Here is a 25,926-nt window from a genome sequence, read left to right as displayed (position 1 = left end):
AAAAGGCTTAGCAATTATGCTAAGCCTTTTTGTTACCCGCTAACGGTTAAACCGTTTTAGGGTCGTCCTGTTGTTCAGGCTTATCTTCTTCTGTTGGCGCATCCACTGTCGCTGACTCATCAGATAATTGACTCACCGCAACGGCCGCCGCTTTTTTCTCAGCGGCTACCAATTTGGCTTTTTCTGCCGATTCTTTTTTCGCGATAACAGCTTGTTCTTCAGCAAGTAAACGCGCCTTTTCTTGCTCTTCAAACTGTGCAAGCTCTTCTTCTTTACGACGCGCCTTATCGATTGCGCGTTGTTCAGCTTCTTCTGCTTCACGGATAGCTCGCGCTTCCGCTGCGGCTTTAGCTTCTGCTTCTGCCAATGCCTTAGCTTGGCGGTCAGCTTCATCATCTAATGCACGTTGAATAATCGCTTGGTCTTGTGCTTCTTGAGGTAACAAACTGATTAACTCAATTCCCACAGGGAACTCAAATGGACCTATACCTGAAAGTACTTTTACTTTACCTTCTTTGGTTAAATACACTAATGGTAATGCGGTTTCACCGTAGCGCTTTTTAAAGTGCTCATAAGTAAAGTTTTCAGTAATGTTGGTGACTTTTAACACTGCACCCTTGGCCATTAAACTGGCAATTTTGGCGTATGAGATATTTTCACCAAACAAACACAAACGTTTTAAGTAAGTCTCAGACAATTGATGACGGGCACTGCCAGTGTCAGCATTGTTCAAACCATACACTTTCTCAACACCCAGTAAGTCTTGGAAATGGAATGACACCAATGGGTTTAATTGACGATATGGCGACATTACAAGCACGCGACCTACACCACTTAAGTCCATGTAGGTTTCAGCGTGTTCTGACGCAGGGTTACCAAAGTACACCGGAATATTTTCCATTCGCGCCTGGCGAATACTGTCCCAGTTATTATCAGCTAACACCACTTTGATATTTTTCGATATTAAAACTTTCGCCAGTTCACGTGAAAAATTAGATGCACCAAAAATCAATAAACCTTGGTTCGAACCTTCTTTTACACCCAAAAACTTAGCCCATCGGCCAGCCGTTAAACTCTGAATAACAACGGTACCAATAATGATTAAAAACACTAACGGTACAATGGAGGTTGCCCCCTCTAAGCCAACCGCTTCAAGCTTAATCGCAAATAATGATGAAATTGCCGCGGCAACAATACCCCTTGGTGCAACCCAGCTTAAAAACCATTTATCTTTTGATGATAAATTAGTACCAAGCCCCGATATCCAAATGCTTAATGGCCTTGCCACAAACATCACCACTAATAAAACAGCAATACCGCCAAAGCCAAGGTCAAGCATCGCACCAGAATCTAATCGCGCCGCCAGTAAAATAAACAGTGCCGAGATCAGTAATACGGTAAGGGTTTCTTTAAATTCTAAAATGTCGGCAATGTCTACGCCGCGCATGTTAGCCAATAGGATCCCCATCACGGTTACGGTCAATAAACCTGACTCATGCTGTACTAAGTTAGAACCAACAAACACCCCGAGCATAATGGTTAATACTGCGGTATTGAGTAAGTAATGTGGAAATAAGTTTTTACGGATAGCCAAACCCGTTAAATACCCGGCAATAGCACCTAAACCAAAACCAATGACCAAGGTTAAGCCAAGAGCATGCAATACATGAGTCGTGGGATCGTTCGAAACCGCAATATACTCAAACACCAAAACCGCCATTAGGGCGCCAATGGGGTCAATCACAATACCTTCCCAGCGCAAAATACTGGCGAGGTTAGATTTAGGTTGAACTGTACGTAGCATTGGCACAATTACGGTCGGGCCAGTTACCACCACTAGGGCACCGAATAATGCGGCAATACTCCACTCAAAGCCCATTAAAAAGTGCGCGGCAGGGACAATCACGAGCCAGGTAACTAATGCACCAATACTCACCAGGTTGGTGACCATACGGCCATGATCTTTAATTTCTTTAAAGTTTAAAGTCAGTGCGCCTTCAAATAGGATGACCGCAACCCCTAACGAAATAATCGGGAAGAGCAAGTCGCCAAAAATCTCATCAGGATTTAAAATACCTAGGCCTGGACCTAACAATAAACCGCAAAGTAGTAGCGGTAAAATAGCAGGTAAACGTAACTTCCAACCCACCCATTGACACAAAAGCGACAACACACCGATTAATGCCAGCATGCCTGTGATGTGTTCAACCATATTTGATTCCTTCTTTTAATAACACTGCAATAAGTGGCAACACTTGCAATGTGCTTCACGATAATACGTGAACTGTTATGTGCTTCTGGTTTATTCGTTTTATAACCTAAACCGAAAAAGGTTAGTACGATGTTAATCAGTAATCGCGATCTCATTCCTTATGACTAACCGTAATGAAGCCCTAACTCAACTGAATAATATGTCGGTTATTTGGCGCAAATTCAGCATATAACATACTAATTTTACTACATGATCAAGCACTTTTGATCGCTATCACATTTTGTGTTAATCACAAAATAGCTTACTAAGCTTATAATTTAATTGTTAAAAACTCATGTCATTTTATCATATCACCTTTATCTTACCGGCGATTAAATCGGCAAAAAAAAACCTTGGTATTCCAAGGTTTTATTTTTTCATGCTAAATGATCAATTCAGGTTATTGCGGCACCCTCACTTTACCTTCCATCAATACCCTAGCACTGCGGCTCATAATGGCTTTTTTAACCTGCCATTGGCCATCAACCAATTGCGCTTCAGCGCCCACACGTAATGTGCCCGACGGATGGCCAAAGCGCACAGCACTGCGCTCACCACCGCCTGCGGCTAAATTCACTAAGGTGCCAGGAATAGCTGCTGCGGTGCCAATAGCGACAGCGGCTGTACCCATCATCGCATGATGCAGTTTACCCATAGATAATGCACGTACCACTAAGTCGATGTCGGCAGTGGTCACTGCTTTACCACTTGATGATACATACTCAGCGGCGGGTGCGACAAAGGCCACTTTTGGCGTGTGTTGACGCGCGGCAGCTTCATCAATGTGCTCAATTAATCCCATTTTAACCGCACCATAAGCACGAATAGTTTCAAACATAGCGAGGGCTTTGTCATCATTATTAATGTCATCTTGCAGCTCTGTGCCCAGATAATTAATATCGGCAGCATTAATAAAAATAGTCGGAATGCCTGCATTAATCATGGTGGCATTAAAGCTACCCACACCTGGCACCTCTAACACATCAACCACGTTACCCGTTGGGAACATCGCGCCCTCGCCGTCTGCAGGGTCTAAAAACTCCACTTGCACTTCAGCAGCCGGAAAAGTCACGCCATCCAGTTCAAAGTCGCCTGTTTCTTGTACTTCACAGTCTGTAATAGGGACATGGGCAATAATGGTTTTTTGGATATTGGCTTGCCAAATCCGTACCACTGCGGTGCCATTGTGCGGCACACGGCTTGAGTCAATTAAGCCATTGCTGATAGCGAACGATCCCACTGCTGCGGTTAAATTACCGCAGTTACCGCTCCAATCGACAAAGGGTTTATCAATTGAGACTTGACCAAATAAATAGTCGACATCGTGATTTGCTTGGGTACTTTTAGATAAAATAACCGTTTTACTGGTGCTTGACGTTGCCCCGCCCATGCCATCGGTCTGTTTACCATATGGGTCTGGACTGCCGATAACACGCAACAACAAGGCATCGCGCTCAGGGCCAGCAACCTGGGCGGCTTCGGGTAAATCCGTTAAGCTGAAAAACACCCCTTTGCTGGTGCCACCACGCATATAGGTGGCAGGGATTTTAATTTGTGGTAAATGAGCCATGACAACATCCTAAAATCAAATAAGAAAACGGCAGCTTGATAACAAACTGCCGATACATCAAAAAGCGACGTTAATTAGCTAGCGACTTCGTTGGCTAAAAAGTCTTGAGCAAAGCGTTGTAGTACGCCGCCCGCCTCATAAATTGAGCACTCTTCAGCGGTATCTAAACGGCATTTAACTGGAATGGTGACTTGCTCGCCATCAAGACGCGTCATGACAACAGACATCATGGCTCCCGGTTGACGGTTACCGACAACATCATAAGTTTCAGTGCCGTTAATCTCATAGGTATGACGGTTTTCACCTTTTATAAATTCAAGCGGTAACACGCCCATGCCTACTAAGTTGGTGCGGTGAATACGCTCAAAGCCTTCGGCAACAATCACTTCAACACCCGCAAGACGTACACCTTTTGCTGCCCAGTCACGAGATGAACCCTGGCCATAATCAGCTCCGGCAATAATAATCAGTGGCTGTTTACGCTCCATATAGGTTTCAATGGCTTCCCACATACGGGTTACCTGGCCTTCAGGCTCTATACGAGCTAACGAACCCTGGCGCACATTGCCATCTTCCTGCACCATTTCGTTATACAGTTTCGGGTTCGCGAATGTGGCACGTTGCGCCGTTAAGTGATCACCACGGTGAGTCGCATAAGAGTTAAAGTCTGCTTCTGGTAAACCCATTTTATCCAAATAAGCACCTGCGGCGCTGTCGAGCATAATCGCGTTCGATGGTGATAAATGGTCAGTGGTAATGTTGTCGCCTAATACCGCTAACGGACGCATGCCTTTCATGGTGCGCTCGCCTGCTAATGCGCCTTCCCAATAAGGTGGACGACGAATATAAGTGCTCTGTGGGCGCCAGTCGTATTGCGGATTAACATGGCTGCCATATTCAACTTTTATGTCGAACATAGGCTCATAGACTTTGCGGAACTGTTCTGGTTTAACACTGGCTTTAACCACTGCATCGATTTCTTCATCGGTTGGCCAAATGTCTTTTAACGTGACCGCATTGCCCTCTTTATCAATACCAAGCACATCTTTTTCGATATCAAAACGAATGGTACCGGCAATGGCATACGCTATGACCAATGGTGGTGAAGCCAAGAATGCTTGTTTTGCGTAAGGATGAATACGGCCATCAAAGTTACGATTACCCGACAATACTGCTGTGGCGTATAAATCACGGTCAATCACTTCTTGTTGAATCACAGGATCCAATGCGCCGCTCATGCCATTACACGTGGTACAGGCAAAACCAACAATGCCAAAACCTAAGTTTTCAAGTTCGGGTAATAAGCCTGCTTCTTCTAAATACAATTGCACCGCTTTTGAACCAGGAGCCAGTGATGATTTCACCCAAGGCTTACGCAATAAACCGCGGGCATTGGCATTACGCGCCAATAATCCTGCAGCAATCATATTGCGCGGATTACTGGTATTAGTACAACTGGTGATAGCGGCAATAATCACCGCACCGTCTGGCATTTTACCCGGCTCGTTTTCAACCACGCCACTGATACCACGAGCAGCAAGCTCAGATGTTGGTACGCGGTTGTGCGGATTTGACGGGCCAGCAATGTTACGTCCAACGGTTGATAAATCGAAATGTAACACACGTTCATAGTCAACTTCGGTTAAGGTGTCGGCCCATAAGCCGGCTTGCTTGGCATAAGTCTCAACCAGTTTTACTTGCTCGTCGTCACGACCGGTTAAGGTTAAATAATCGATAGTTTGTCTATCGATATAAAACATCGCGGCTGTGGCGCCGTATTCAGGCGTCATGTTGGTAATGGTTGCACGATCACCCAAGGTTAAATGGGTGGTGCCTTCGCCATAAAACTCTAAATATGACGACACGACTTTTTGGGCACGCAAGTATTCTGTTAGCGCTAATACGATGTCAGTCGCGGTAATGCCTGGTTGCGGTTTACCGGTAACTTCAACCCCAATAATGTCTGGCAAACGCATATACGATGCGCGGCCCAGCATCACGCTTTCGGCCTCTAATCCACCAACACCGATGGCGATTACGCCTAACGCATCGACATGCGGTGTGTGGCTGTCGGTGCCGACTAAGGTGTCTGGAAATGCCACGCCATCAAGGGCATGGACCACTGGAGACATTTTCTCTAGGTTGATTTGATGCATAATGCCGTTACCCGGTTGGATAACATCAACATTTTTAAACGCGGTTTTAGTCCAGTTAATAAAATGGAAACGGTCTTCATTGCGGCGATCTTCAATGGCGCGGTTTTTCTCAAACGCATCTTTTTCAAAACCGGCATGCTCAACAGCCAGTGAGTGATCGACAATTAATTGCGTTGGCACAACAGGATTAACTTTCGACGGGTCACCGCCTTTTTCAGCAATAGCATCACGAAGGCCGGCTAAGTCTACTAACGCGGTTTGACCTAAAATATCGTGACACACCACTCGCGCAGGAAACCACGGGAAATCTAAATCGCGTTTACGTTCAATTAACTGCTTTAACGAGTCCACCAACATATCAGGTGAACAACGACGCACTAAGTTCTCGGCAAACACACGTGAACAATAAGGCAGTTTGGCATAAGCGCCAGGCTCAATGGCGTTAACCGCTTCTTGAGTATCAAAATAATCGAGCTTGGTGCCAGGTAAAGATTTACGGTATTGAGTATTCATAACTATATCCACAGTTAATACAAATTGGATGATCGACTATCAAAATCGAAAAAGCCGAGCTTCGAGGCTCAGCCAGTGGATTAACGTTGGCTAATTGGCACAACTTTACGGGGCTCGCTACCGACATAATCAGCACTTGGGCGGATAATGCGGTTATTCGAGCGCTGTTCCATCACATGTGCAGCCCAACCGGTTAAGCGTGAACACACAAAGATTGGGGTGAACAGTTTTGTTGGAATGCCCATAAAGTGATAAGCCGATGCATGGAAAAAGTCAGCGTTACAAAATAGCTTTTTGGTGTCCCACATAAACTCTTCACACGCGACAGAGATGTCGTATAACGAGGTGTCGCCGTTTTCGTGAGCCAGCTTTTCAGACCATTTTTTAATAATCACATTACGTGGATCAGACACACTGTAAATAGCATGACCAAAGCCCATTATTTTTTCTTTGCGCTCAAGCATTAACGCCATCTGTACTTTTGCATCAGCAGGTGAGCTAAATTTTTGGATCATGTCCATAGCGGCTTCGTTAGCGCCGCCATGTAATGGGCCGCGTAATGAACCAATAGCGCCAGTCACACATGAATACATATCAGACAAGGTCGATGCACACACACGAGCGGTAAAGGTTGAGGCGTTAAATTCATGCTCTGCATAAAGAATTAACGACACATCCATCACTTTACGGTGTTGTGCTGAAGGCGTTTCGCCGCGAAGCAGTTTAAGAAAATGTCCACCCAGAGATTCTTCATCTGTAGTGCAATCAATTTCTACACCGTCATGGCTGTAGCGATACCAGTAACACATAATGGCAGGGAATGCGGCAAGCAAACGATTGGCAGCTTTGTGTTGCTGAGTAAAATCAACTTCTGGTTCAAGGTTACCTAAAAACGAGCAACCGGTACGCATCACATCCATTGGGTGAGCGTCAGCTGGAATAAGCTTTAGTACCGCTTTTAACGCATCGGGTAAGTCACGCTGCGCTGTTAACTCGGCTTTGTAAGCACTTAATTGCGCTTGAGTTGGCAATTCGCCATTAAATAATAAGTAGGCGACTTCTTCAAAGGTGGCGTTATCGGCTAAATCTGACACATCATAACCACAGTACGTCAGGCCAGAACCTGATTTACCTACGGTACATAATTTGGTTTCGCCAGCACTTTGACCACGTAATCCTGCACCTGATAATTTCTTGTCTACCATGATATATCTTCCTTCTTATGCTTGCTGTGTGCCCCCATCAAGGACACACATATGTAGGGTTTTGAATCTTGTTGTTTTTTATATTGATACGCTTATTTGTTTTTACCTTCGGCAAATAAGCTGTCTAATTTTTGTTCATAATCGTGGTAACCCAGGTAATCATAAAGTTCCATGCGCGTTTGCATGCTGTCAACCACCGCTTTTTGGTCACCATCGGTTAATATGGCGCTGTAGACCATTTCGGCCGCTTTGTTCATGGCTCTAAATGCGCTTAATGGGTATAACACCATTGCTGCGCCCCACTCGCCTAGCTGCTGTTTATTCCATAATTCGGTTTGGCCAAATTCAGTAATGTTAGCCAAAATAGGCACATCTAATGCCTCAGCAAAGGCGCGATAGTGCTCTTCTGTTTTAATGGCTTCAGCAAAAATGCCGTCTGCACCTGCTGCTACATAGGCTTTTGCACGTTCAATAGCCGCTTCTAACCCTTCTTGAGCAAATGAGTCGGTACGCGCCATAATGAAAAAGTCTGGATCGGTGCGCGCATCAACCGCCGCTTTAATACGGTCAACCATTTCTTCTACTGGCACTATTTCTTTATTAGGACGGTGACCACAACGCTTTTGCGCTACCTGATCTTCCATGTGCACTGCGGCTGCTCCGGCTTTTTCCATATCGCGAACCGTTTTAGCAATGTTAAACGCCCCGCCCCAACCGGTATCAATATCGACCAATAAAGGTAAATCACAGGCTGAGGTAATACGTTGCACATCCACCAGCACATCATTAAGCGATGTCATGCCTAAATCCGGTAAGCCGTATGATGCGTTTGCGACACCGCCACCCGACAAGTAAATCGCTTGATGACCAATTTGTTTCGCCATCATCGCTGAGTAAGCATTAATGGTGCCCACAATTTGCAATGGTTTGTTATTAGCTAATGCTTGACGAAATTTTTTACCTGCGCTCATGCTATTCCCCTTTATACAATGTCGTGAGTGACGTTAAACGCCACGTGTTGCGATTACGATAATTTACGTTCAATACTGTTTTTAGAATATAAAATGTGGCGACGCATCAGCATTTCGGCTAATTCTGCGTCACGATTTAAAATGGCCTGAACAATGTGTTTGTGTTCATCATAAGCGGTGGTCACTCGCGGCCCCGCCATGCCAAGTTGCACGCGATACATGCGCACTAAATGATAAATGCCATCAAACAGCATTGAAATTAGGTGTTTGTTTTTGCTACCTAAAATAATTCGATAATGAAAATCCACATCACCAGCCTCTTGATAATAAGACTCGCCACCTTTGACCTCGTCAAAATGAGATTGTAATAAGCGGCTTAAATCAGCGATTTCATCATCGGTCATGTTTTTTGCCGCTAACCGCGCGGCCATACCTTCAAGCGATTCACGCACTTGATACAGTTCAATCAACCCTTGCGGAGATAACGCCACGACACGGGCACCCACATTGGCTTTACGCTCAACAATATGGCACGCCTCTAAGCGATTAATGGCTTCACGGATCACCGCGCGACTGACCGCATACTTTGTCGACAATTCAGTTTCGCTCAATTTCGACCCGGCCTGAATACGACCTTCGACTATATCGTCTCTCAGGGCTACAAAGGTCTTATCTGCAGAAGTCACCGGCTGGATCATATTCATACCTTGGATAATAAAAACGGGCATTAAAAACAGTAACGAAAAACAAGTTGTCGACAATATAGCAAGTTTAGAACATAAAACAACCATAAATACCGAGTTATTGTCGACAAAGTGTAAAAAGAGTCCGTACTACGTAAATATCACTGCTATTGTGATACTGCCTGCGACACATTGTCGCAGATAGCGCTTTTGTGATTGCCACTTTGGCAAAGGTTATGCAAAATCAGTCTAAGGATAACGTCAGTGATATCCCCCTTTTTAAATAGTGTTCAGTAAATTATTTAACGCTGATGTTAGTCTTGTTTGGTACACGCTCAGTTATTGTTTGGTTATATTTGATGTGGAATTAAATGTCATCTTGATGAGATTGATTCAGTCAGATTTTGAATGGCTTGATTGAGAATGGCATGTAAACTTGATTGAATATGATCAACTGTCTACGCAATGCTTGGTGACTATACTCAGCGTCTATCTGCTATGGGAATGGGGATAAACGCTGATTATAGGTATCGCTTTTAATCTGTATAAGATTATGAGGCCTCTATTGATTTAGAGGCCTTTTTTTATGTGTTTTCTGCCATAGAAGCCACGCCAGATCAGCTGATTTATTTCAGTTTTACACCTAAGCCTAATGAAACTAATGCCCCGATAAGGGTGGTGATCACCACCGACAATAATGAGCCAATCAATACATATTCTGTCATGCTGCGGTTAGCTGATTGATTTAATTCACCAAACCTGAATATTGACTTAGCGGCTAATACAAAGCCTACCGCGGCATAACTGCCCACCAGCGTAAACGTCAGTATTAATAATCGTTCCAGGTAACCTATTAACTCACCACCGGCAACCAGGCCGCTAATACTGGTCGCTCTATCTTGATTAGCATCACCATCTTTAACAGGAACAACAGTTGTCACAGTGTCGGTATTTTCAGCTTTTTCTGCTGTGCCAGTACCTATCGCTGAGTTATCGATGGGATATTTGCTCAGCACAGCGCCTATCACAATTGAAGTTGGCTTAAGGATAAGCAAGTAAGCAAACACCACTAACACCCCATCTGAAAAGTGCTCATGCGTTAACACGGCCTCAATCGATGCGCCATTTGTCACATGAAACGCAATCGCAACCAGTACCAACATATGCAAAGCCTGATCAATCACAAAGTAGGCTAACTTACCGCCCTTGGGTGTGGTCACTTTCCATAAATCGATAACAAAATGCGTCACGGCAACAATCACAACTAAGCAAACCGTTGAACGCCAATCAATGCCTAGTACCATTGCAGGTAATATTAAGCCAATGCCATGTAACAGTGAGTGATAGTAAAGCTCAGGTGAACGGTAAGTGTGTGCTTTTTTAGCCTCAACCCAGCTATCGGGTTGAAGATAAAAATCACAAATGATGTGAATACACAAAAATGGAATAAGCACGCCGAAAAAATCAGTCATATTTGATCCCCGCGACTTTGTCGATAAACCGATTGTTCAACTCATTAATTAATGGCCAACCTGACGCTTTAAGTGATTTACTCGCAGTCGCTGTCGCCACATCAAGCTGTTCTGCTAATTCACTGATCGACAATTCTTGATTGGTGCGAAGCATGGGCAACATAACTTCGCATTGGCGCGAGGTTAACTCGCTCAGTTGTTTATCAAGGTATTTAAACAGCAAGTCAAAGTACTCTGTGAGCGTGATCCTATCGGAGCTAAACAATAACCGTTCATTTTTAAGGCCATTAAGCCCTCGGCCAGAAAGCACAAATGCAGGCCCCATCGACTCAGACACCGATTCACGTAAATCGGCATTCGCGGCAATGGCAAAACTAATGCGACTATCGAAGGCTTTACCCAGCGCTTTAATGCCAATGCGGTAGATAATGGTGTATCTCAAGGCATTTTCAATATCATGCACCACAGACTGAAACTCATCTCCGCGCTCAATACTGTGCGCATTGGCGCTATGCCCTTCGCTGATCCATGTCTGTATTATTTTAATCCGTTCAAGTAGTTGCTCAAATTGGGCTGATGTAAGCTTGGTTGAGTCAACAACATCGCCAACAATCACCGCTATCGGTTTATAAGTAGACTCCACACAAGGCTCCTTTGTTTGCAGACTGATACCAATTTAGCCACTTTAGGCTAATAATGCAAATTTAGCCACTTTTGGCTAATAGCGATTAATTGCACAAGCCTTACCGATGAATTTAGCCGTTAATGGCTAAATATTAACATTTAGCCATTAACGGCTAATAATTGTCAATTGTAGTTTTATTATGCTCAGAGCATTAGGTTTTAAGATTTGGGTCTTAGGTTATTTACATTGCCCACGAATCAATATAATACTGCTACATTCTTCGAAAGTGAGAAAAACTCGATGCTACGAATTGTAATGATTATCACGGTATTACTCACTGGTTGTAGTGCCCAGCAGTCAATAGAACACATACCGGCTGAACAGTTCGTTTCAGCGCAAGAGCGTATTCTTAAGCAACTTTATTTGGGTAAATCGAAGCAAGATGTACTGAAACTGATAACTTACCCACGCATTCATACATTCGATGTTATAGAAGGTGCGAGTATTTACTCTTATATTGAAGCAATAAATGTCGACACCAACGTCAACATCGGCCTTTACTTTAAAGACGACACATTACAATCAGTCATGTTAGATGACGATGTTAGTGACTTATTATCCTGCCGAACACTGTTTAAAACCAATGGAAAACACTGGCTAAGTACGGGGATAACGCCCTACCATGATTGGATAAAATCAAAAGACCAATTAAGTAAGGGGCTTAATTTTCGCATTAATCATCCAAAAACAACCACAGAAAAAACGCCTGCACATACAGTGATAGCCAATACCTTAACGCTCATTATCTATTCACCAGCACTGCTCGTCGCTGCACCTTTCATGATCCATGATGAAGTGACAGGAAAGACTGAAGATGAGCAGAAAACCATTACGACTCGCTACGAGCTAGCAAGCACCATTCAACTCGGCGAAACAGAAGAACATATACTCGCTCAGTTAGGTCAGCCAGAGCAAACTCATTCTGTAATAGATGCCAACGTATTAACCTACAACGGCCCGTCTTATTCTTATGGCATTAAAGACGGAGCCGTTGTTTGGATAGAACATTTTTCAATGTTTGAACTCTATAATAGGCAGTTTGGCTATGGTGATGCCCTTTATGGAAAAACAGATTGTGGCAGTTTAGATGAATTTTGGAAGGCAGCTCCTTAAACCTTCCAACGCTCATCTACCAATAAACCAATCAAGTGTGTTATCAATACGTAGTCGTTAGCTCAACCTTATGACGAGCAGCTCAGGTGCGACAAACCACCGATAGCAAAATATTCAGATGCCTTAAGGCGATAAAAGCTGTCCTCTACCTCTTGAGATTGCTCGGCGTAAGGATCGGTCATCACAGCCTGCAGTTCGCGCAGCAAGGTATAATCACCCTGGCTTGCTTGTTGGTAAGCTGGTACCAATAACCATTCACGCAAGCTGTACTTAGGGTTAACCTGTTTCATCTGCTTGGCGATATCGTCACGGCTGCGAGTCAATACGCTAATGTCATCACTAGTGTCATCGTTAGTGTCATCGCTATTGGCCTCAGTGCTTAGTAGCGAATGCCACTGTGCTAACCAGGCCACCCAGCGTTGCTCTAACCCTTGAGACTCTTGCGCCCCTTGCGATAACTCTCGGTAAAAGCTTTTTGTCAGTGGCTCAATATCATCAGGCAACGATGAGAGTTCACGGAAAAACATTGTGTAATCAACAGAGGTTTGCTGCATCAGGGTGCTAAGCTCAGTAAATAGCGCCGCGTTAAAGCGGTTAAGCCCCAATTTAGTCGCCCACATCTGCTCCATTTTTGTTTGCATCTCGGTAGAAAAATCATTAACTAATTGCTGAAGCTCATCTAAACCATCAGCTTCATTTGCCAGTAATGGGCTTAATGCGGTGCAAAACATCAAGTAGTTACGCTCAGCGGCTGCGTCTTGATTTAAAAAGGCAAAGTGCTGGCCGCCGCCTGTCCACGGTTGATATTGTGGGTTAAACACATCGCAAAAACCAAATGGGCCGTAATCCAGGGTAAAGCCACCGGCGGCACAGTTATCGCTGTTAAAGTTACCCTGGCAATAACCCACACGCACCCAGTTAGCCACCAATGACGTTAAACGGCTACGGAACTCACTTGCGAGCTTCAGCACTTTATCGAGCAAGGAGAGCTGCGGGTCGATAACATCGGCGTATTCACGATCAATTAAGTGCAACACCAACTGTTCAAGCTCTGCCATCGCTTGCGGGTGTTCATGTTTGCGGGCGCGGCGGCCAAAAAGCTCAAGCTGCCCTACCCGAATAAATGACGGTGCCACACGTGTGGAAATCGCCACGGCTTCGGTGATCATTCGATCGGGGTCTTGCTCACGCGAGCCTTCGGAGTACCACGGGCGCTGCACTGTTTCGGTTTTAGACACATATAAACTGAGCGAACGAGACGTGGGTACACCCAGCGCATGCATGTGCTCCTGGGCTAAAAACTCACGTACACTTGAGCGCAATACCGCGCGACCGTCTGCACCGCGGCAATATGGCGTACGTCCGCCCCCTTTAAGTTGCATCTCCCAACGCTTGCCATTGATAACCGCTTCAAGCACAGACACCGCCCGGCCGTCACCATAACCATTACCAGTTTTGAAAGGACATTGCTGAATGTACTCGGTGCCATATATCGATAATGCATAACCACATGCCCAACCAAGCTTGCTCATTGGCTCTGGAACATCTGAAAGGTCACCGGAGAACACGCGCATAAAATCAGCCGACTGCGCCATGCTGTCAGCAAAACCTAATTCTTTAAAAAAAGTACTGCTGTGGGCGACATATTCAGGGTTTTCAATCGGTGTGGGATTAACGGGAACATAGTGGCCCGAAAATACTTGCCTTGGCCTATGATCTGCACCATGAGATGTTGCATCAGGATCACGTTTAAGTGTGTTCATCAACGAGTAATTGGCCCATTTAGCAAGGTCTTTCACTGTCTCGACAGTGGCGTTTTTTTGCGGGGACAGTTGATTAGTCATAGGGATACCTGGTTAATTGAGTAGAAGGTTTGTTCACAACTTGATGGCTCATCGTATCGACGATGAGTCGATTTGTTCAAATTTTGCAATGGAACTTTTCAGCATATATCGAAGGCCTGCGCTGTGATATTTGAAATAGCCTGAGAGAAACCAAACCTATGGTAACGACAGCTTGTACTAATGAAAAGCAGACTTTGCTACATCTGCAAAATTGAAATCATGTCATATGATGATCCATCATATCTGCTATGGCCTGCGGCCACTAACGTCGTGGCGCTTCGCCCACACCAGATTAAGATCGCAAGGTTCCACCCTGCACGGGCCAAAAGGCCTGTTGCAACCCGCTCGTCGTCCCGGCAATGCTTTTGAGCCGGGATCCAGGTGTTTGTTGTTTTTGTTTTGTACATATGGCCTGCGGCCACTAACGTCGTGGCGCTTCGCCCACACCAGACCAAGAGGAAACCAACGGCTGTTCCCTCTTGGATCTCCCAGCCGCCACATCAAAATTATCTTAAAAACAATAATTTCGCGACGTGGTCTGATCCAGCTTTTAACTTTATTTTTAGTCCGCCTCGGCCTTATTCGAAAATGCTAACGCTTCAGATGGGGCGTCCCTTCCCCTCTAAAGCTAGCTCGCCATCCATGGCTAGCTCACGTCATTTTCTTCAACGGCCTCAATTTCGGAGTTGAACTTAGGCATTTTCAAAAAAAAACATAAAGTATTGTTTATTAGTTACTTATATCTTATTCGACTGAATTCTACTCGGGCCAAAAGGCCTGTTACAACCCGCTCGTCGTCCCGGCAATGCTTTTTAGCCGGGATCCAGGTGTTAGCTTTTGTTGTTTGGTCGCTTTGTGTTCATGGCCTGCGACCACTCAAGTCGTGGCGCTTCGCCCAGCGTCTAACTGTACATCTTAACTGACTTAAAAATATCGGATCAGTATCCTGTGTGAGCCATAATCCCAACCTTTATGTTGTGTGTAATGTAAATAAAAGCTGTTGTAATGGCGTTTAGTGTTTTTTTAAGTTAATTCGGCTAAAAAACAAACCAAAGCAGTACGATAAATAATTTGTTTATTTTGTAATGCATTGAAATAAATTAATTTTTATTTATTGTAGAATCTTGGGGCCACTTTTAACGCGCAACCTCGTTTTTATTTGCCAGATGAGTTAAATAAAACTGCTTTACAACAATAAGTTAGCAAATGTAGGATGTTATTAATCAATAACTTGAACGGCCGACTTTAAATTTACTTTGCCTTTCAATAAGCTGTTAGAATTTAGGATGAGTTTTGCAATATAAAATAATTACGGAATACCTTGAAGATGATATTGCCCTATGGAAATACATGGATGTGTCAAAATTCCTTTCACTTTTAAGTACAGGTGAGTTGTGGCTAGCGCGTTCAAATACCTTAAAAGATAAGCGGGAAGGTTCTTTTTCTAAAGAAATGAAAGACGAATTAAATGTAATATACGAACGATTGAAGTCTGAAGATAAAATAACTAGTGATAGCCAAATCAAGAATGCATTTGATTATGAAGAATATGTAAAAAACAATTCATACTTTACATGTTGGCATAAGAATGCAGATGAAAACATGATTATGTGGGAAATTTATGGTGAATCAGAAAACTCTGTCGCTGTAAAAACTGACAGTTCCAAATTGAAGAGTTGCTTTAACTTGGAGGATGTAATGAAGTTTTCACTCGAAGTAGCTTTGGATGATGTTCAGTACTTAGATTTTGATAGCCTTCCCTCTTTACAATGTTCTCGACAACCATTTTTTATTAAGAGACCGCATTTCTCTTTTGAAAAAGAAGTGCGTTTATATATAAAGTCTAGAGAGCACCATTACAGTAAAGACTGTCCTCCTGGTTATAAAATACCTGTAGACCTCAGTGCGTTAATAGAAGAGGTATATGTTCACCCTGATGCAGAACAGTGGTTTTTCGAAGCAATTATTGATGTGGTAAAAAAATATAAGCTACCTGTCCCTGTTACTAGAGGTGTGTGTGGTAATCAATTCTAATCGGGTAGCCGGAGGTATCTAGCCTCCAGCCCCCACACCACCCTGCATGCGGCTCCGCACAGGGCGGTTCATTTAGAACTCCTAACTGACTTTCTGGTTAGGATAATGAACTGCGATCCATCCATCTCTTAGTGAATATAATCCTGCTTTCTTCAGATATTCATTACTCAGCGCTTGCTGTATCCCAGGTGTTTTCGAACTTCGCCATGGACCTTTGCTTGTGATACCACAACCAACAGCCACTTGGATCCTGACGCCACGCTTAAGTAAGTTTTGTACCTTAGTCCGTGGTTTTCGCCACTGACGCCAGTAACACATACGAACACGACGTCGGATCCAATGGTCATTCTTTATAAACAATCAGCGACACATCCTTGATAAGCGTTAGCAATGCCAAAGTAATTGATCCAGCCTTGCATTCTTTATCATAAGAAGGCTAGCCGCTTCTTCCTACCAAACCTTGCGATTAAGCCCTTGCCATTCGCTAGTAGTTAACGTTTAATAACAGGATGTTATTCTCTTATAGTTAATAGTAACGGTGACCTTTCTACAGAGGACTTTCACCTCATTAGTTCATGCCCATCCAGGGCGTACACAAGTAAAGGCATTGGACGCAAAAAACCGCGCCCATGCTTTTGGCGTTATATTTTTCTGGAGTCTCTAATGTTGCATCAAATTGAAAAATGGATTGATCAGACGAACATTGAGTACCAAGAACAAAGGATTTCCTGCTCTAAATTCTTTGATGAATTCAAAGGCTTTTATCCTTTAGAGTTCCTTCAAAAATCATATTTTGTGATTGTCGATACAATCCCCAAGCCTGATTTTCCTGAATTACGCCAAATGGGGTTGGGTGACTTTATCGATATGGAAGTGCACGGAATTACGTACAAAAACACTTATTATGTTCTTCCTCAGCAAGCTCCGGATTTGCGCTTACATTTTCACGAACTTGTCCATATTGCACAATGGGGGCATTTAGGTGCAATACCATTTATGGAACGCTATATAACTGAAATTCAAACTTCGGGATATGACGAAGCACCTTTAGAGAAAATGGCATACGCTTTTGATTCTCATTTCACGAATGGTGGCGAGAAAATAGATGTTCCTAACTATGTAGCACAAAGAATACAAGGCATTTAAACGAGGTAAAAACAGTTTTTTAGGTTCAGTTTCGCTCCACATTATAACCAACTATTTTTGTCCGCTTAATGCGGCGTTAAAGGTCTTTCATGTTTCAGTGTCCACACTGCGAGAATAATGGAATAGGAATATGGGCCAAGTTCTGGTGCGGGTCTGACACGCCTGCAAAATGTAGTAGCTGCGGTAAGTTGAGTTATGTTCACTCAAAGTATCGGTTTGGTTTTCAATCAGCATGGCCATTTTTAGTTTCTTGGCTGGCAATAACACTGACAATTTATGTATTCTTTGTCAGCAATAACATTTATGTTTTAGTAGCCATACCTTTCATTTGGCTTGCTGGTCGTTTTGGCGAGTTGGCGTCACTCCCACTGAAACCAATTAGCGATCAAGAATCTACTGCTAGTAGTAAGTTCGGCAATTGGTTCATGTTAAGTATAGTAATATTAATAATAGCGGGCATCGCGGCAAGCAACCTTTAACAAGGCAAAATAGCCCTGCGGGGTGTACGCGCTAAAGTACGCCTTTGCTTGCGGCGTTAGGCATCAATTCGGAGTAAAACTTAGTGCAGAGTTCTAAAGAGGTTTTGGAGCTTCTTACAAAAGCAAAAGACATGCGGTTGAATATAGCCATATTCACTGTTTCGTTAGCGATTCTGGCTTGTGCCTCTAAAGACTTAGTCTCAATAGATTCAGTATCTGAAACGGTTCTAAGAGGATTAACATTTATTACCTCAGTTCGCTTGGTCTATGGAGTCATTGGGCTTATATATTCTTATTTCCAGAATCGGCAAGAAGAAAGAGAGAGACTGACAAAGGCCGCAGAGGATGCCAAGAATGCAGAGTCGAAGAGCTTAAAGAATCGAGAAGTTATAAGCCGCGCATTTGAAACATTAGATATATTTCAACTTTACATAATCCAAGAACTAAAAAGGCAGAATCATGTTCGAGTTAAAAAAGGGGCTCCTTTGTTCACCCTGAAGAACTTCAACATTATTTACACTCCAGCCGTTGGTGAACAGTATGAATCTGCGTCATTGACTGCTGTAGCAAAGGATATTTTGGAAAATGAGTTATGGCGTAGATTCGATGAGCTTAAATTTAATGCGCTAGTTAGATTCTTTGAAGGTATTCAGCCGGAAGATGCACGACATTTTCAGGAGTTCCTGTCCAAAGATTCTATAAATTCAAAGAGATTCAATCGTTCATCATCTGGTAGCCAATACTATGAAAATGAGCGGGTTTTCTCAAACTATTCAAACAGTATAATATTTGCGCAACCTCAACGAAGCAACACCTATATCATTGATCATACAGCTAAAGGCGCAATTGAAACGGTGTTTAAGGAAAAGACAGAAGAGGCAAATGGCTAATCTAGTAGCCGGAGGTATCTAGCCTCCAGCCCACACATCACTCTGCATGCGGCTCCGCGCACGAATGAATGGTCAATGACGCTCCAGGCATCAACATGGCATTCGCTCCGGGTAGAGCATCGCTGGTGATGTTGCCGAGGGCGGTTCATTTACTCTCTTTAAAGAAATGGCCTAACTCACTTTTTGGTTAGCTATTTATTACAATAATGAACTGCGACCCATCCATCTTTTAGTGAATATAATCCTATTTTCTTAACTATTTACTCGAGATTTATTCGAGCTTGGCATTACTCAATATTTTTCTGTGTCCCTGGACATCACTGAAAACAAGAGTCGAGCTACGCCAAGGGCCTTTACTTGTGATACCCAAAACACTTCGTGAGGTAGGCCTCCCACAAGCAACAGCTGCTTAAAAATGGGTGGCATGTTTTTTTGAAGTGATGATTACCTAAGAGTCGATCGATACGTTTAATGTTATGTTTAGCCGCCACAGAGCCTGTAATATTGCGACCAAGCTGAGTGAGTGACAATTGATTTCCATCGAGTAGTGATTCAGTGGCAACCATCAGAGAATTAAGACGTTTTTGATGAATTTTGGGGCATTGTTTTTTAAGCAAATCGTGTAGTATATGCTTAAGTTTAACAGGAGCACACATGGCGTTATATTTAGTAGCCTTCTTATAGGAATAAGTGGCGAAATTGATTAGATCAGATAGCACCATGCGTGTCTACTAAATTGAAAATAAAAGTAATTATCAGGGGATTCCCTAGAAAACGGCGTTAGCAGGCATGGAGACTTGCATTATTATGAAAATTTGGACGAGAACTATTATTACATTTGTAGTGTCATTGTTACTTATTGGATGTGATCAAACTACTAAAACATTTGCTACTGAATATTTACCAAAAGCAAAAATGGATAGCTATTACTTCGACCTGTTAAGGATTGGGTATACGGAAAATATTGGCGCCTTCCTTGGTTTAGGGAACAACTTACCTGAGCAAACTCGATTTTGGGTGTTCGTTGTTGTAGTTGGAATTTTTCTAGCTGGTTTGTTGTGGTATTTAATTACTAACTCTAAACAATCAATGCATTCGTTATTCGCTTTGTCTTTAGTCTTTTCTGGAGGCGTTAGTAATTTCTATGACCGTGTTGTTAATAATGGTGCTGTTATAGACTTCTTAAATGTTGGTGTAGGTACAATACGAACTGGGATTTTTAATGTAGCGGATATTGCAATAATGGTTGGTGTTTTCATTCTAATATTTTCTCAAATGAAACCCAAAACGCAGTAGCCTGCTATCAAGCGCTTCCACTGGGACAACTTTTCGCTTCGCATTTTTGTGTTGTCGCTACGCGCCAGTATCACACAAAAATGCTTCACTACAAGTTGCCCGTGAAGCGGGCGTTATGTTGCAATTAGAATTGAGAGTCATGCGTACATTTAAAGTAATGAACTTGAAAGAGTCTGAAAAACTACATAATCAATTTCCTCAATTAAAAAATAAAGATTGTGATCTTGAAGATTTTCCATTTAATGCAAGGGTTTGTATTTTTGACCATTTTCTTAATTATAATGAAGCAATTGAATTGATTGATAATGTCTCAAAAGTAGAACGGATCCAACGAGACCTTAGATGGTCAAAACTATATCAATTAATCATCCAAGAGTTCGATGTTTATATGGTTAAATATCGAGGTGGAAAAGTCATATTTAAAGCACCTAGATCGCCTGAACTGTTGCAACAACGATTAGATAATATGGACGATGCAGGCCATGTAGATTTTGTTATTCCTGCTTTAGGTATTTGGTATCAGCAATATTATGACGATACACATCTAGTTTGTTATTCAGATGAACAAAATTTAGTGCCATTTTTAAAAGTAGTTAATTTATCTGGCTTGTTTTGGTTAAAGTAGCAACATAACTAATTGCTCAAATTCGTTCGCACACTCACTGGGACAATTAACAGTTGGCTTGGCGCTTCGCTCAAGTATAGCCAATAGTCAATTGCCCCTTAGCAAAGCGTTATGAGCAAGGAAAGTATGAGTATATCGGGGGAACAATTAGCTAAAGTCAGAACTCCGTTCAGAGTGCTATCAGGCTTTATCTTTGTACTGTCACTTTTGTTAGTCCCAATGATAATCTTTATTGCTTTTACAGAGCCGTATGATCATTTTATTTGGGTTATTATTGTGGTTACTTTTTTAATGGGCTATATATCTGCTCATGTAACAATCACAGGGTATGCCCCAAAATTTTTACTTTTTACGCATGGTGCTAAAGATGGCTTATAATCGGGTAGCCGAAGGTATCTAGCCTCCAGCCCCCTCACCACCCTGCATGCGGCTCCGCACAGAGCGGTTCATTTACTCTCTTTAAAGAAATGACCTAACTCACTTTTTGGTTAGCTATTTAGTAGGGATAAAAACAGTTCAATACTTGTCCTACAAGCTAATTTATGTCCAAAAATGCATTCGATCGTTCAATTACAAACAAGGTTAAATCGAAGATAACTATACGGTGGATGTCATCGCAGCTATGACCTTCGAAAACAGGGATGTTTTCGCAGAGCGCCCAGGGATGGGTTTACCGCGTGTCATAGAAGTGATTACATTGAGTATCGTTACCTAGCACTATCATTTAGTCTGCGTTAAATTTTTTAACACTTTCCGTCCAAAAATGAGCTAGATAGCATCTAAATTAGTGACCAACTTTAGTTGGCCACTTTTGTTATGGTGTGGGCGAAGCGACGATAGTGGCCGCTGTCCATAAACGACAAAAGTACAACGTAAACACCTGGATCCCGGCTTAAAGCATTGCCGGGACGACGATTAATGAAACACCTGGATCCCGGCTTAAAAGCATTGCCGGGACGACGATTAATGAAACATCTGGATCCCGGCTCAAAAGCATTGCCGGGACGACGGTTAATGAAACATCTGGATCCTGGCTCAAACCATTGCCGGAAGAACGAAAAAAGTCGCTAACAACCAATGTTAACTTCAGGCGACTGCCTATGCTAATCACACTGTTTACTGATGATGAATTGCGCTCATGTTGCAGGTGAAATAAACCCGTTTTTGTTGATGTGCCAAACCACGTATAAATGACTCATCGCTTAGCAAGCTTATGTAGATTTGATATTAAGCTGTTACTTAAGCCGTCAGTTTGAAAAAGTGCTGAGCTCTACTGACTTAACAATCAGCGCGATGAGTAACGCATTAATTCGAGTTTGAGAGCAGAAAAATGGGAACCACAACATCATGAATAAACAATTTACCTTTACCGTTAATAGCATTTGTCTTGATGAAAACTATCATCCCACAGACACAACGCGGATCACCACCAACTTTGCCAATTTAGCCCGTGGAAGCTATCGTCAGGCCAACTTACGCAACGCGTTAAAAATGATAGACAATAGTTTTAATGCCTTAGCGCATTGGGATAACCCTAGAGGCGATCGCTATACTGTCGAACTTGAAATCATTTCGGTCAATATCGATATAGCAGGCAGTGGCCAAGCCTTCCCGTCGATTGAAATCTTGAAAACCACCATTGTGGATAGCAAAACCAACAAACGCATTGACGGTATTGTTGGCAATAATTTTTCATCTTATTTACGCGATTACGACTTCAGTGTCTTACTGCCAGAACATAACAAAGACCAAGCTCAATTTAGTATTCCAATGGACTTTGGCGAACTGCATGGCAAGCTGTTTAAGTCTTTTGTGAATTCAGATGTTTACAAACAGCACTTTACTAAGCCACCGGTTATCTGTCTCAGTGTTTCCGATAACAAAACCTATCAGCGTACAGAGAATCAACATCCGGTATTAGGGGTTGAATACCTGCCCAATGAGTCGTCGTTAACTGAGCAATATTTCCAGAAAATGGGCTTACAGGTACGTTACTTTATGCCGCCCAATACCGTGGCGCCGCTCGCGTTTTATTTTGTGGGTGATTTACTCAATGACTACAGCCACCTTGAACTGATAAGCACCATTAGCACCATGGGCACCTTTCAAAAAATCTACCGTCCTGAGATTTATAATGCTAATGCCGTGGCAGGAAAATGCTATCAACCGAACTTAAACAACCTCGATCATTCACTCACTCAGATTGTTTACGATCGCGCCGAACGTAGCCAACTGGCTAGTGAGCAAGGCAAATTTGCAGTGGAGCACTTTATTAAGCCCTACCAAGCAGTGCTTGAACAATGGTCTGCTCATTATGCGTAATTGCTAGGCTTAATAACCTGCGTTAAACGTTAACCCCAATTGATGGCATTACTACTATGAAAACATCGCTTAAAAATACGCTGTTACCGACTTCAACGGCTGGCAGTTTGCCTAAACCTTTATGGCTGGCCGAACCTGAAACACTGTGGTCCCCCTGGAAATTACAAGGTGACGAGTTAGTTGTTGGCAAACAAGATGCGCTGCGTTTGTCATTACACGACCAACTGCAAGCAGGCATAAATATTGTTAGCGATGGCGAGCAAACAAGGCAACACTTTGTCACTACCTTTATTGAACACCTCAACGGCGTTGATTTTCAAAAACGTAAAACCGTTAAAATTCGTGATCGCTATGATGCTAGCGTCCCTACCGTTGTAGGGCCTGTGAGTCGGCAAAAATCAGTCTTTGTTGAAGACGCCAAGTTTTTACGCCAACAAACCACGCAACCGATTAAATGGGCGCTACCTGGCCCCATGACCATGATAGATACACTTTTTGATGATCATTATAAAAGTCGCGAAAAACTTGCCTGGGAATTTGCCATCATACTCAATCAAGAAGCCAGAGAGTTAGAGGCTGCGGGAGTGGATATTATTCAATTTGATGAACCAGCATTTAACGTGTTTTTTGATGAGGTGAATGATTGGGGCATCGCATGTTTAGAACGAGCCATAGAAGGCCTTAAATGCGAAACCGCGGTACATATTTGTTATGGCTATGGCATAAAAGCCAATACCGACTGGAAAAAATCCTTAGGTTCAGAGTGGCGTCAATATGAGCAAGCGTTTCCTAAACTGCAACAATCGAGTATCGATATCATCTCTCTCGAATGCCACAACTCTCATGTGCCAATAGAACTGCTTGAGCTCATTCGCGGTAAAAAAGTCATGGTTGGCGCGATTGATGTGGCAAGCAATACCATAGAAACTCCAGAGGAAGTGGCAGACACGTTACGCAAAGCCCTGCAATTTGTTGATGCAGACAAGCTCTACCCTTGCACCAACTGCGGCATGGCGCCGTTATCTCATCAAGTAGCCAGAGACAAACTTAAAGCCTTAACTGCCGGTGCTGACATCGTTAGAAACGAGCTTTTAGCTAAAACACGTTAGCTATACGGTTAATATATTCATTAAAATGAGCCTGCAATCACATTAGTATATTAATGCGTTAATTGTTGCAGGCCGTATATCACCTCATATTATTCAACCATCAACACTATCGATGATCCACCGCGGACTTTTTTAATCACTAGCACAGAAAGCCGCTGAGTTGGTAGGCGGCTTATACATGTTAGCGTTTAATACGTGACAGTAGCTCAGCGATTTCTGCAACAACCATATCAGGTTCATCATTTTGAGGGTAATGATAGCTTTTATCCGTTAAAACAACTTTACCCTGTGGAAAAGCATGAGCCCAATCAGAATGTAGTTGGCCCCACATATCACGAGCTTGATCGGTAAAAAGCAGGAGGTGCGGTTGGTTAAATTTTTTGGTTGATGCGATCACAGTGACGGGAATATCTGCGATTTGTGGGTAATCCGGTAATGGACGTTTTGACCAAAAATCTAAGTATTGATTGGACATGCCATTAGCAAGGTCATCCAACTTCACTTGGGCAATTTGTTTTTCGGCTAACTTTAAATCAATTTTCCTCATTATATCTACATCATGTTCTGAAGCAGGCTCAACTAGCATTAGAGCCGAGACTTTGTCTGGATACAATGCAGAGAATCGTCTTGCGATATACGCGCCATAAGAATGAGCCACATAAACCACAGGTTGTTCGATGTTTAAAGCCGACAGAAGCAGAAAAGCTTCTTGAGCATATTGTTCTGACGAGTAGTTCTTTTTAATATTATCAGAGTGACCATTACCAATTCTCGAGTAGCGAATGACTTTAGTTTCTTTGGCTAGATGTTCAAAAATTGAATCCCAATCCGATAACCCTGCAGAGCCCCCTGCCTCAAGAAAAACAATATGTTGCCCCTTACCCTTAACTTCGTATTCGACGTTATAACCATTCACTTTAATAAAACTGATTTCAGCGAAAACATTAAAAGCAAACAAAGACAATAAAAGCAGTAATGCGAATTTCATAAACTTTCCTTAAACACTATCGATTATCCGCCGTGGGCTTTTTTAATAACTTGCGCTGCAAAGTACGGCGATGCATGCCGAGTTGGCGGGCGGTTTCTGATATGTTGCCATTATTATTGGCGAGCACTTGTTGAATGTGCTCCCATTCTACACGTTTGGGATTGAGGGGTTGCTCGGCGATGGCTTCAAATTCATCGGGTTCTGCACTAAAAGTCGTGCTGGATGAATGTAGCGCATTGAGCAGTGTTTGGGTGTCGACAGGTTTAGCAAGATAGTTATCGGCGCCTAAACGTATCGCCTCTACCGCAGTGGCAATGCTGGCAAAGCCGGTAAGCAATACCATATACACATGGGGCAATTGCAGCCTTAACGGTTTGATTAACGACAACCCATTGCTTTGTGCCAACTTCATGTCGAGTACAATGTGCGTTGGCACAAATTGTCTGGCCATTAGTAAGCTGTCGCTGGCATTGTCACAGGTTTTACATTCAAAACCGTGGCGAGTAAGACGACGCGCTAAAATAGTCGCTAACGCGCTATCATCTTCAATTATGAGTAATTTATTCATCTACGT

Annotated in this window: 20 protein-coding genes and 2 pseudogenes; 9 read left to right on the top strand and 13 right to left on the bottom strand. The window is 43.0% G+C overall.

Translation table 11 applies throughout. The features are described 5' to 3' along the window. Positions 1 to 46: 46 nt before the first annotated feature. The 8 genes from ACROAE_RS15065 to ACROAE_RS15030 form a co-directional block, all read right to left on the bottom strand. Positions 47 to 2,212 (bottom strand): cation:proton antiporter, encoded by a 2,166-nt coding sequence (locus tag ACROAE_RS15065; RefSeq protein ID WP_432403171.1) that lies wholly within the window; start codon positions 2,210 to 2,212, stop codon positions 47 to 49. Between the two features lie 439 nt (positions 2,213 to 2,651). Beyond that, complete coding sequence (gene prpF, locus ACROAE_RS15060) at positions 2,652 to 3,821, bottom strand: 2-methylaconitate cis-trans isomerase PrpF (protein ID WP_432403169.1); 1,170 nt, start codon at positions 3,819 to 3,821, stop codon at positions 2,652 to 2,654. Positions 3,822 to 3,895: 74 nt separating this feature from the next. After that, positions 3,896 to 6,490 (bottom strand): Fe/S-dependent 2-methylisocitrate dehydratase AcnD, encoded by a 2,595-nt coding sequence (acnD, locus tag ACROAE_RS15055; RefSeq protein ID WP_432403167.1) that lies wholly within the window; start codon positions 6,488 to 6,490, stop codon positions 3,896 to 3,898. 80 nt (positions 6,491 to 6,570) lie between these two features. After that, on the bottom strand, positions 6,571 to 7,695 hold the full coding sequence (gene prpC / locus ACROAE_RS15050; RefSeq protein ID WP_432403165.1) for a bifunctional 2-methylcitrate synthase/citrate synthase: 1,125 nt from the start codon (positions 7,693 to 7,695) through the stop codon (positions 6,571 to 6,573). Between the two features lie 92 nt (positions 7,696 to 7,787). After that, a complete protein-coding gene (prpB, locus tag ACROAE_RS15045; protein WP_432403163.1) occupies positions 7,788 to 8,666 on the bottom strand; it encodes a methylisocitrate lyase in 879 nt (292 codons plus the stop codon). Between the two features lie 53 nt (positions 8,667 to 8,719). Further along, the gene (locus ACROAE_RS15040; protein WP_432403161.1) at positions 8,720 to 9,364 is read right to left on the bottom strand and encodes a GntR family transcriptional regulator; all 645 of its coding nucleotides are present in this window, start codon (positions 9,362 to 9,364) and stop codon (positions 8,720 to 8,722) included. Positions 9,365 to 9,975: 611 nt separating this feature from the next. Next, positions 9,976 to 10,821: a DUF3307 domain-containing protein gene (locus ACROAE_RS15035; RefSeq protein WP_432403159.1), complete on the bottom strand. Its 846-nt coding sequence runs from the start codon at positions 10,819 to 10,821 to the stop codon at positions 9,976 to 9,978. Beyond that, positions 10,814 to 11,464, bottom strand: a complete 651-nt coding sequence (locus ACROAE_RS15030; RefSeq protein ID WP_432403157.1) for a hypothetical protein — start codon at positions 11,462 to 11,464, stop codon at positions 10,814 to 10,816. Before ACROAE_RS15030 ends, ACROAE_RS15035 begins: the two co-directional genes overlap by 8 nt. A 282-nt stretch (positions 11,465 to 11,746) precedes the next feature. Between ACROAE_RS15030 and ACROAE_RS15025 the strand changes: the two genes are divergently transcribed. After that, positions 11,747 to 12,619, top strand: a complete 873-nt coding sequence (locus ACROAE_RS15025; RefSeq protein WP_432403155.1) for a hypothetical protein — start codon at positions 11,747 to 11,749, stop codon at positions 12,617 to 12,619. 68 nt (positions 12,620 to 12,687) lie between these two features. On the opposite strand, the gene ACROAE_RS15020 is transcribed toward ACROAE_RS15025, so the two are convergent. Further along, on the bottom strand, positions 12,688 to 14,463 hold the full coding sequence (locus tag ACROAE_RS15020) for a protein adenylyltransferase SelO (protein WP_432403153.1): 1,776 nt from the start codon (positions 14,461 to 14,463) through the stop codon (positions 12,688 to 12,690). 1,293 nt (positions 14,464 to 15,756) lie between these two features. Between ACROAE_RS15020 and ACROAE_RS15015 the strand changes: the two genes are divergently transcribed. After that, the gene (locus ACROAE_RS15015) at positions 15,757 to 16,497 is read left to right on the top strand and encodes a hypothetical protein (RefSeq protein ID WP_432403151.1); all 741 of its coding nucleotides are present in this window, start codon (positions 15,757 to 15,759) and stop codon (positions 16,495 to 16,497) included. An 81-nt stretch (positions 16,498 to 16,578) separates the two neighbouring features. On the opposite strand, the pseudogene ACROAE_RS15010 reads toward ACROAE_RS15015, so the two are convergent. Then, positions 16,579 to 16,916, bottom strand: a pseudogene (locus ACROAE_RS15010) (group II intron maturase-specific domain-containing protein); the annotation flags it as partial. 244 nt (positions 16,917 to 17,160) lie between these two features. Between ACROAE_RS15010 and ACROAE_RS15005 the strand changes: the two are divergent. Further along, complete coding sequence (locus tag ACROAE_RS15005) at positions 17,161 to 17,643, top strand: hypothetical protein (RefSeq protein ID WP_432403149.1); 483 nt, start codon at positions 17,161 to 17,163, stop codon at positions 17,641 to 17,643. Positions 17,644 to 18,205: 562 nt separating this feature from the next. Beyond that, positions 18,206 to 19,012: a hypothetical protein gene (locus tag ACROAE_RS15000; RefSeq protein WP_432403147.1), complete on the top strand. Its 807-nt coding sequence runs from the start codon at positions 18,206 to 18,208 to the stop codon at positions 19,010 to 19,012. 437 nt (positions 19,013 to 19,449) lie between these two features. Here the strand turns inward: ACROAE_RS15000 and ACROAE_RS14995 are convergent. Next, positions 19,450 to 19,668 (bottom strand): annotated as a pseudogene (locus ACROAE_RS14995) (hypothetical protein); the annotation flags it as partial. A 151-nt stretch (positions 19,669 to 19,819) separates the two neighbouring features. Between ACROAE_RS14995 and lspA the strand changes: the two are divergent. The 5 genes from lspA to ACROAE_RS14970 all read left to right on the top strand — a co-directional run bounded on the left by lspA (position 19,820) and on the right by ACROAE_RS14970 (position 24,364). Next, positions 19,820 to 20,308, top strand: a complete 489-nt coding sequence (gene lspA / locus ACROAE_RS14990; RefSeq protein ID WP_432403145.1) for a signal peptidase II — start codon at positions 19,820 to 19,822, stop codon at positions 20,306 to 20,308. Between the two features lie 115 nt (positions 20,309 to 20,423). Then, positions 20,424 to 20,933, top strand: a complete 510-nt coding sequence (locus ACROAE_RS14985) for a hypothetical protein (protein WP_432403143.1) — start codon at positions 20,424 to 20,426, stop codon at positions 20,931 to 20,933. A 111-nt stretch (positions 20,934 to 21,044) separates the two neighbouring features. Further along, on the top strand, positions 21,045 to 21,311 hold the full coding sequence (locus ACROAE_RS14980; RefSeq protein ID WP_432403140.1) for a hypothetical protein: 267 nt from the start codon (positions 21,045 to 21,047) through the stop codon (positions 21,309 to 21,311). Between the two features lie 969 nt (positions 21,312 to 22,280). Next, positions 22,281 to 23,255 (top strand): DUF1852 domain-containing protein, encoded by a 975-nt coding sequence (locus ACROAE_RS14975; RefSeq protein WP_432403138.1) that lies wholly within the window; start codon positions 22,281 to 22,283, stop codon positions 23,253 to 23,255. Between the two features lie 56 nt (positions 23,256 to 23,311). Continuing rightward, positions 23,312 to 24,364 carry a methionine synthase gene (locus ACROAE_RS14970; RefSeq protein WP_432403136.1) on the top strand — a complete coding sequence of 351 codons (1,053 nt, stop codon included), beginning with the start codon at positions 23,312 to 23,314 and terminating at the stop codon, positions 24,362 to 24,364. Between the two features lie 181 nt (positions 24,365 to 24,545). Here ACROAE_RS14970 and ACROAE_RS14965 read toward each other — a convergent pair whose 3' ends face one another. Both ACROAE_RS14965 and ACROAE_RS14960 read right to left on the bottom strand, forming a co-directional pair. Beyond that, entirely contained in the window at positions 24,546 to 25,352 is an 807-nt protein-coding gene (locus tag ACROAE_RS14965) for an alpha/beta fold hydrolase (RefSeq protein WP_432403134.1), read from the bottom strand. Positions 25,353 to 25,368: 16 nt separating this feature from the next. After that, positions 25,369 to 25,920 (bottom strand): response regulator transcription factor, encoded by a 552-nt coding sequence (locus ACROAE_RS14960; protein WP_432403132.1) that lies wholly within the window; start codon positions 25,918 to 25,920, stop codon positions 25,369 to 25,371. Positions 25,921 to 25,926: the final 6 nt, after the last annotated feature.

Origin of the sequence: Shewanella sp. MF05960 (assembly GCF_050849305.1) — a bacterium.
Taxonomy (GTDB): Bacteria; Pseudomonadota; Gammaproteobacteria; order Enterobacterales; family Shewanellaceae; genus Shewanella.
The sequence above is the reverse complement of the archived record's forward strand: the minus strand, read 5'-3'. Positions and strand labels throughout refer to the sequence as shown.

Bases quoted from the DNA above. Each gene is read 5' to 3' on its own strand.
- prpB (WP_432403163.1), bottom strand. From the start codon at position 8,666: ATGAGCGCAGGTAAAAAATTTCGTCAAGCATTAGCTAATAACAAACCA.
- acnD (WP_432403167.1), bottom strand. From the start codon at position 6,490: ATGAATACTCAATACCGTAAATCTTTACCTGGCACCAAGCTCGATTAT.
- ACROAE_RS15005 (WP_432403149.1), top strand. From the start codon at position 17,161: ATGTTGCATCAAATTGAAAAATGGATTGATCAGACGAACATTGAGTAC.
- ACROAE_RS15065 (WP_432403171.1), bottom strand. From the start codon at position 2,212: ATGGTTGAACACATCACAGGCATGCTGGCATTAATCGGTGTGTTGTCG.
- ACROAE_RS15025 (WP_432403155.1), top strand. From the start codon at position 11,747: ATGCTACGAATTGTAATGATTATCACGGTATTACTCACTGGTTGTAGT.
- ACROAE_RS14980 (WP_432403140.1), top strand. From the start codon at position 21,045: ATGAGCAAGGAAAGTATGAGTATATCGGGGGAACAATTAGCTAAAGTC.
- ACROAE_RS14975 (WP_432403138.1), top strand. From the start codon at position 22,281: ATGAATAAACAATTTACCTTTACCGTTAATAGCATTTGTCTTGATGAA.
- ACROAE_RS14970 (WP_432403136.1), top strand. From the start codon at position 23,312: ATGAAAACATCGCTTAAAAATACGCTGTTACCGACTTCAACGGCTGGC.
- lspA (WP_432403145.1), top strand. From the start codon at position 19,820: ATGAAAATTTGGACGAGAACTATTATTACATTTGTAGTGTCATTGTTA.
- ACROAE_RS15035 (WP_432403159.1), bottom strand. From the start codon at position 10,821: ATGACTGATTTTTTCGGCGTGCTTATTCCATTTTTGTGTATTCACATC.
- ACROAE_RS14965 (WP_432403134.1), bottom strand. From the start codon at position 25,352: ATGAAATTCGCATTACTGCTTTTATTGTCTTTGTTTGCTTTTAATGTT.
- prpF (WP_432403169.1), bottom strand. From the start codon at position 3,821: ATGGCTCATTTACCACAAATTAAAATCCCTGCCACCTATATGCGTGGT.
- prpC (WP_432403165.1), bottom strand. From the start codon at position 7,695: ATGGTAGACAAGAAATTATCAGGTGCAGGATTACGTGGTCAAAGTGCT.
- ACROAE_RS15020 (WP_432403153.1), bottom strand. From the start codon at position 14,463: ATGACTAATCAACTGTCCCCGCAAAAAAACGCCACTGTCGAGACAGTG.
- ACROAE_RS14960 (WP_432403132.1), bottom strand. From the start codon at position 25,920: ATGAATAAATTACTCATAATTGAAGATGATAGCGCGTTAGCGACTATT.
- ACROAE_RS15040 (WP_432403161.1), bottom strand. From the start codon at position 9,364: ATGATCCAGCCGGTGACTTCTGCAGATAAGACCTTTGTAGCCCTGAGA.
- ACROAE_RS14985 (WP_432403143.1), top strand. From the start codon at position 20,424: ATGTTGCAATTAGAATTGAGAGTCATGCGTACATTTAAAGTAATGAAC.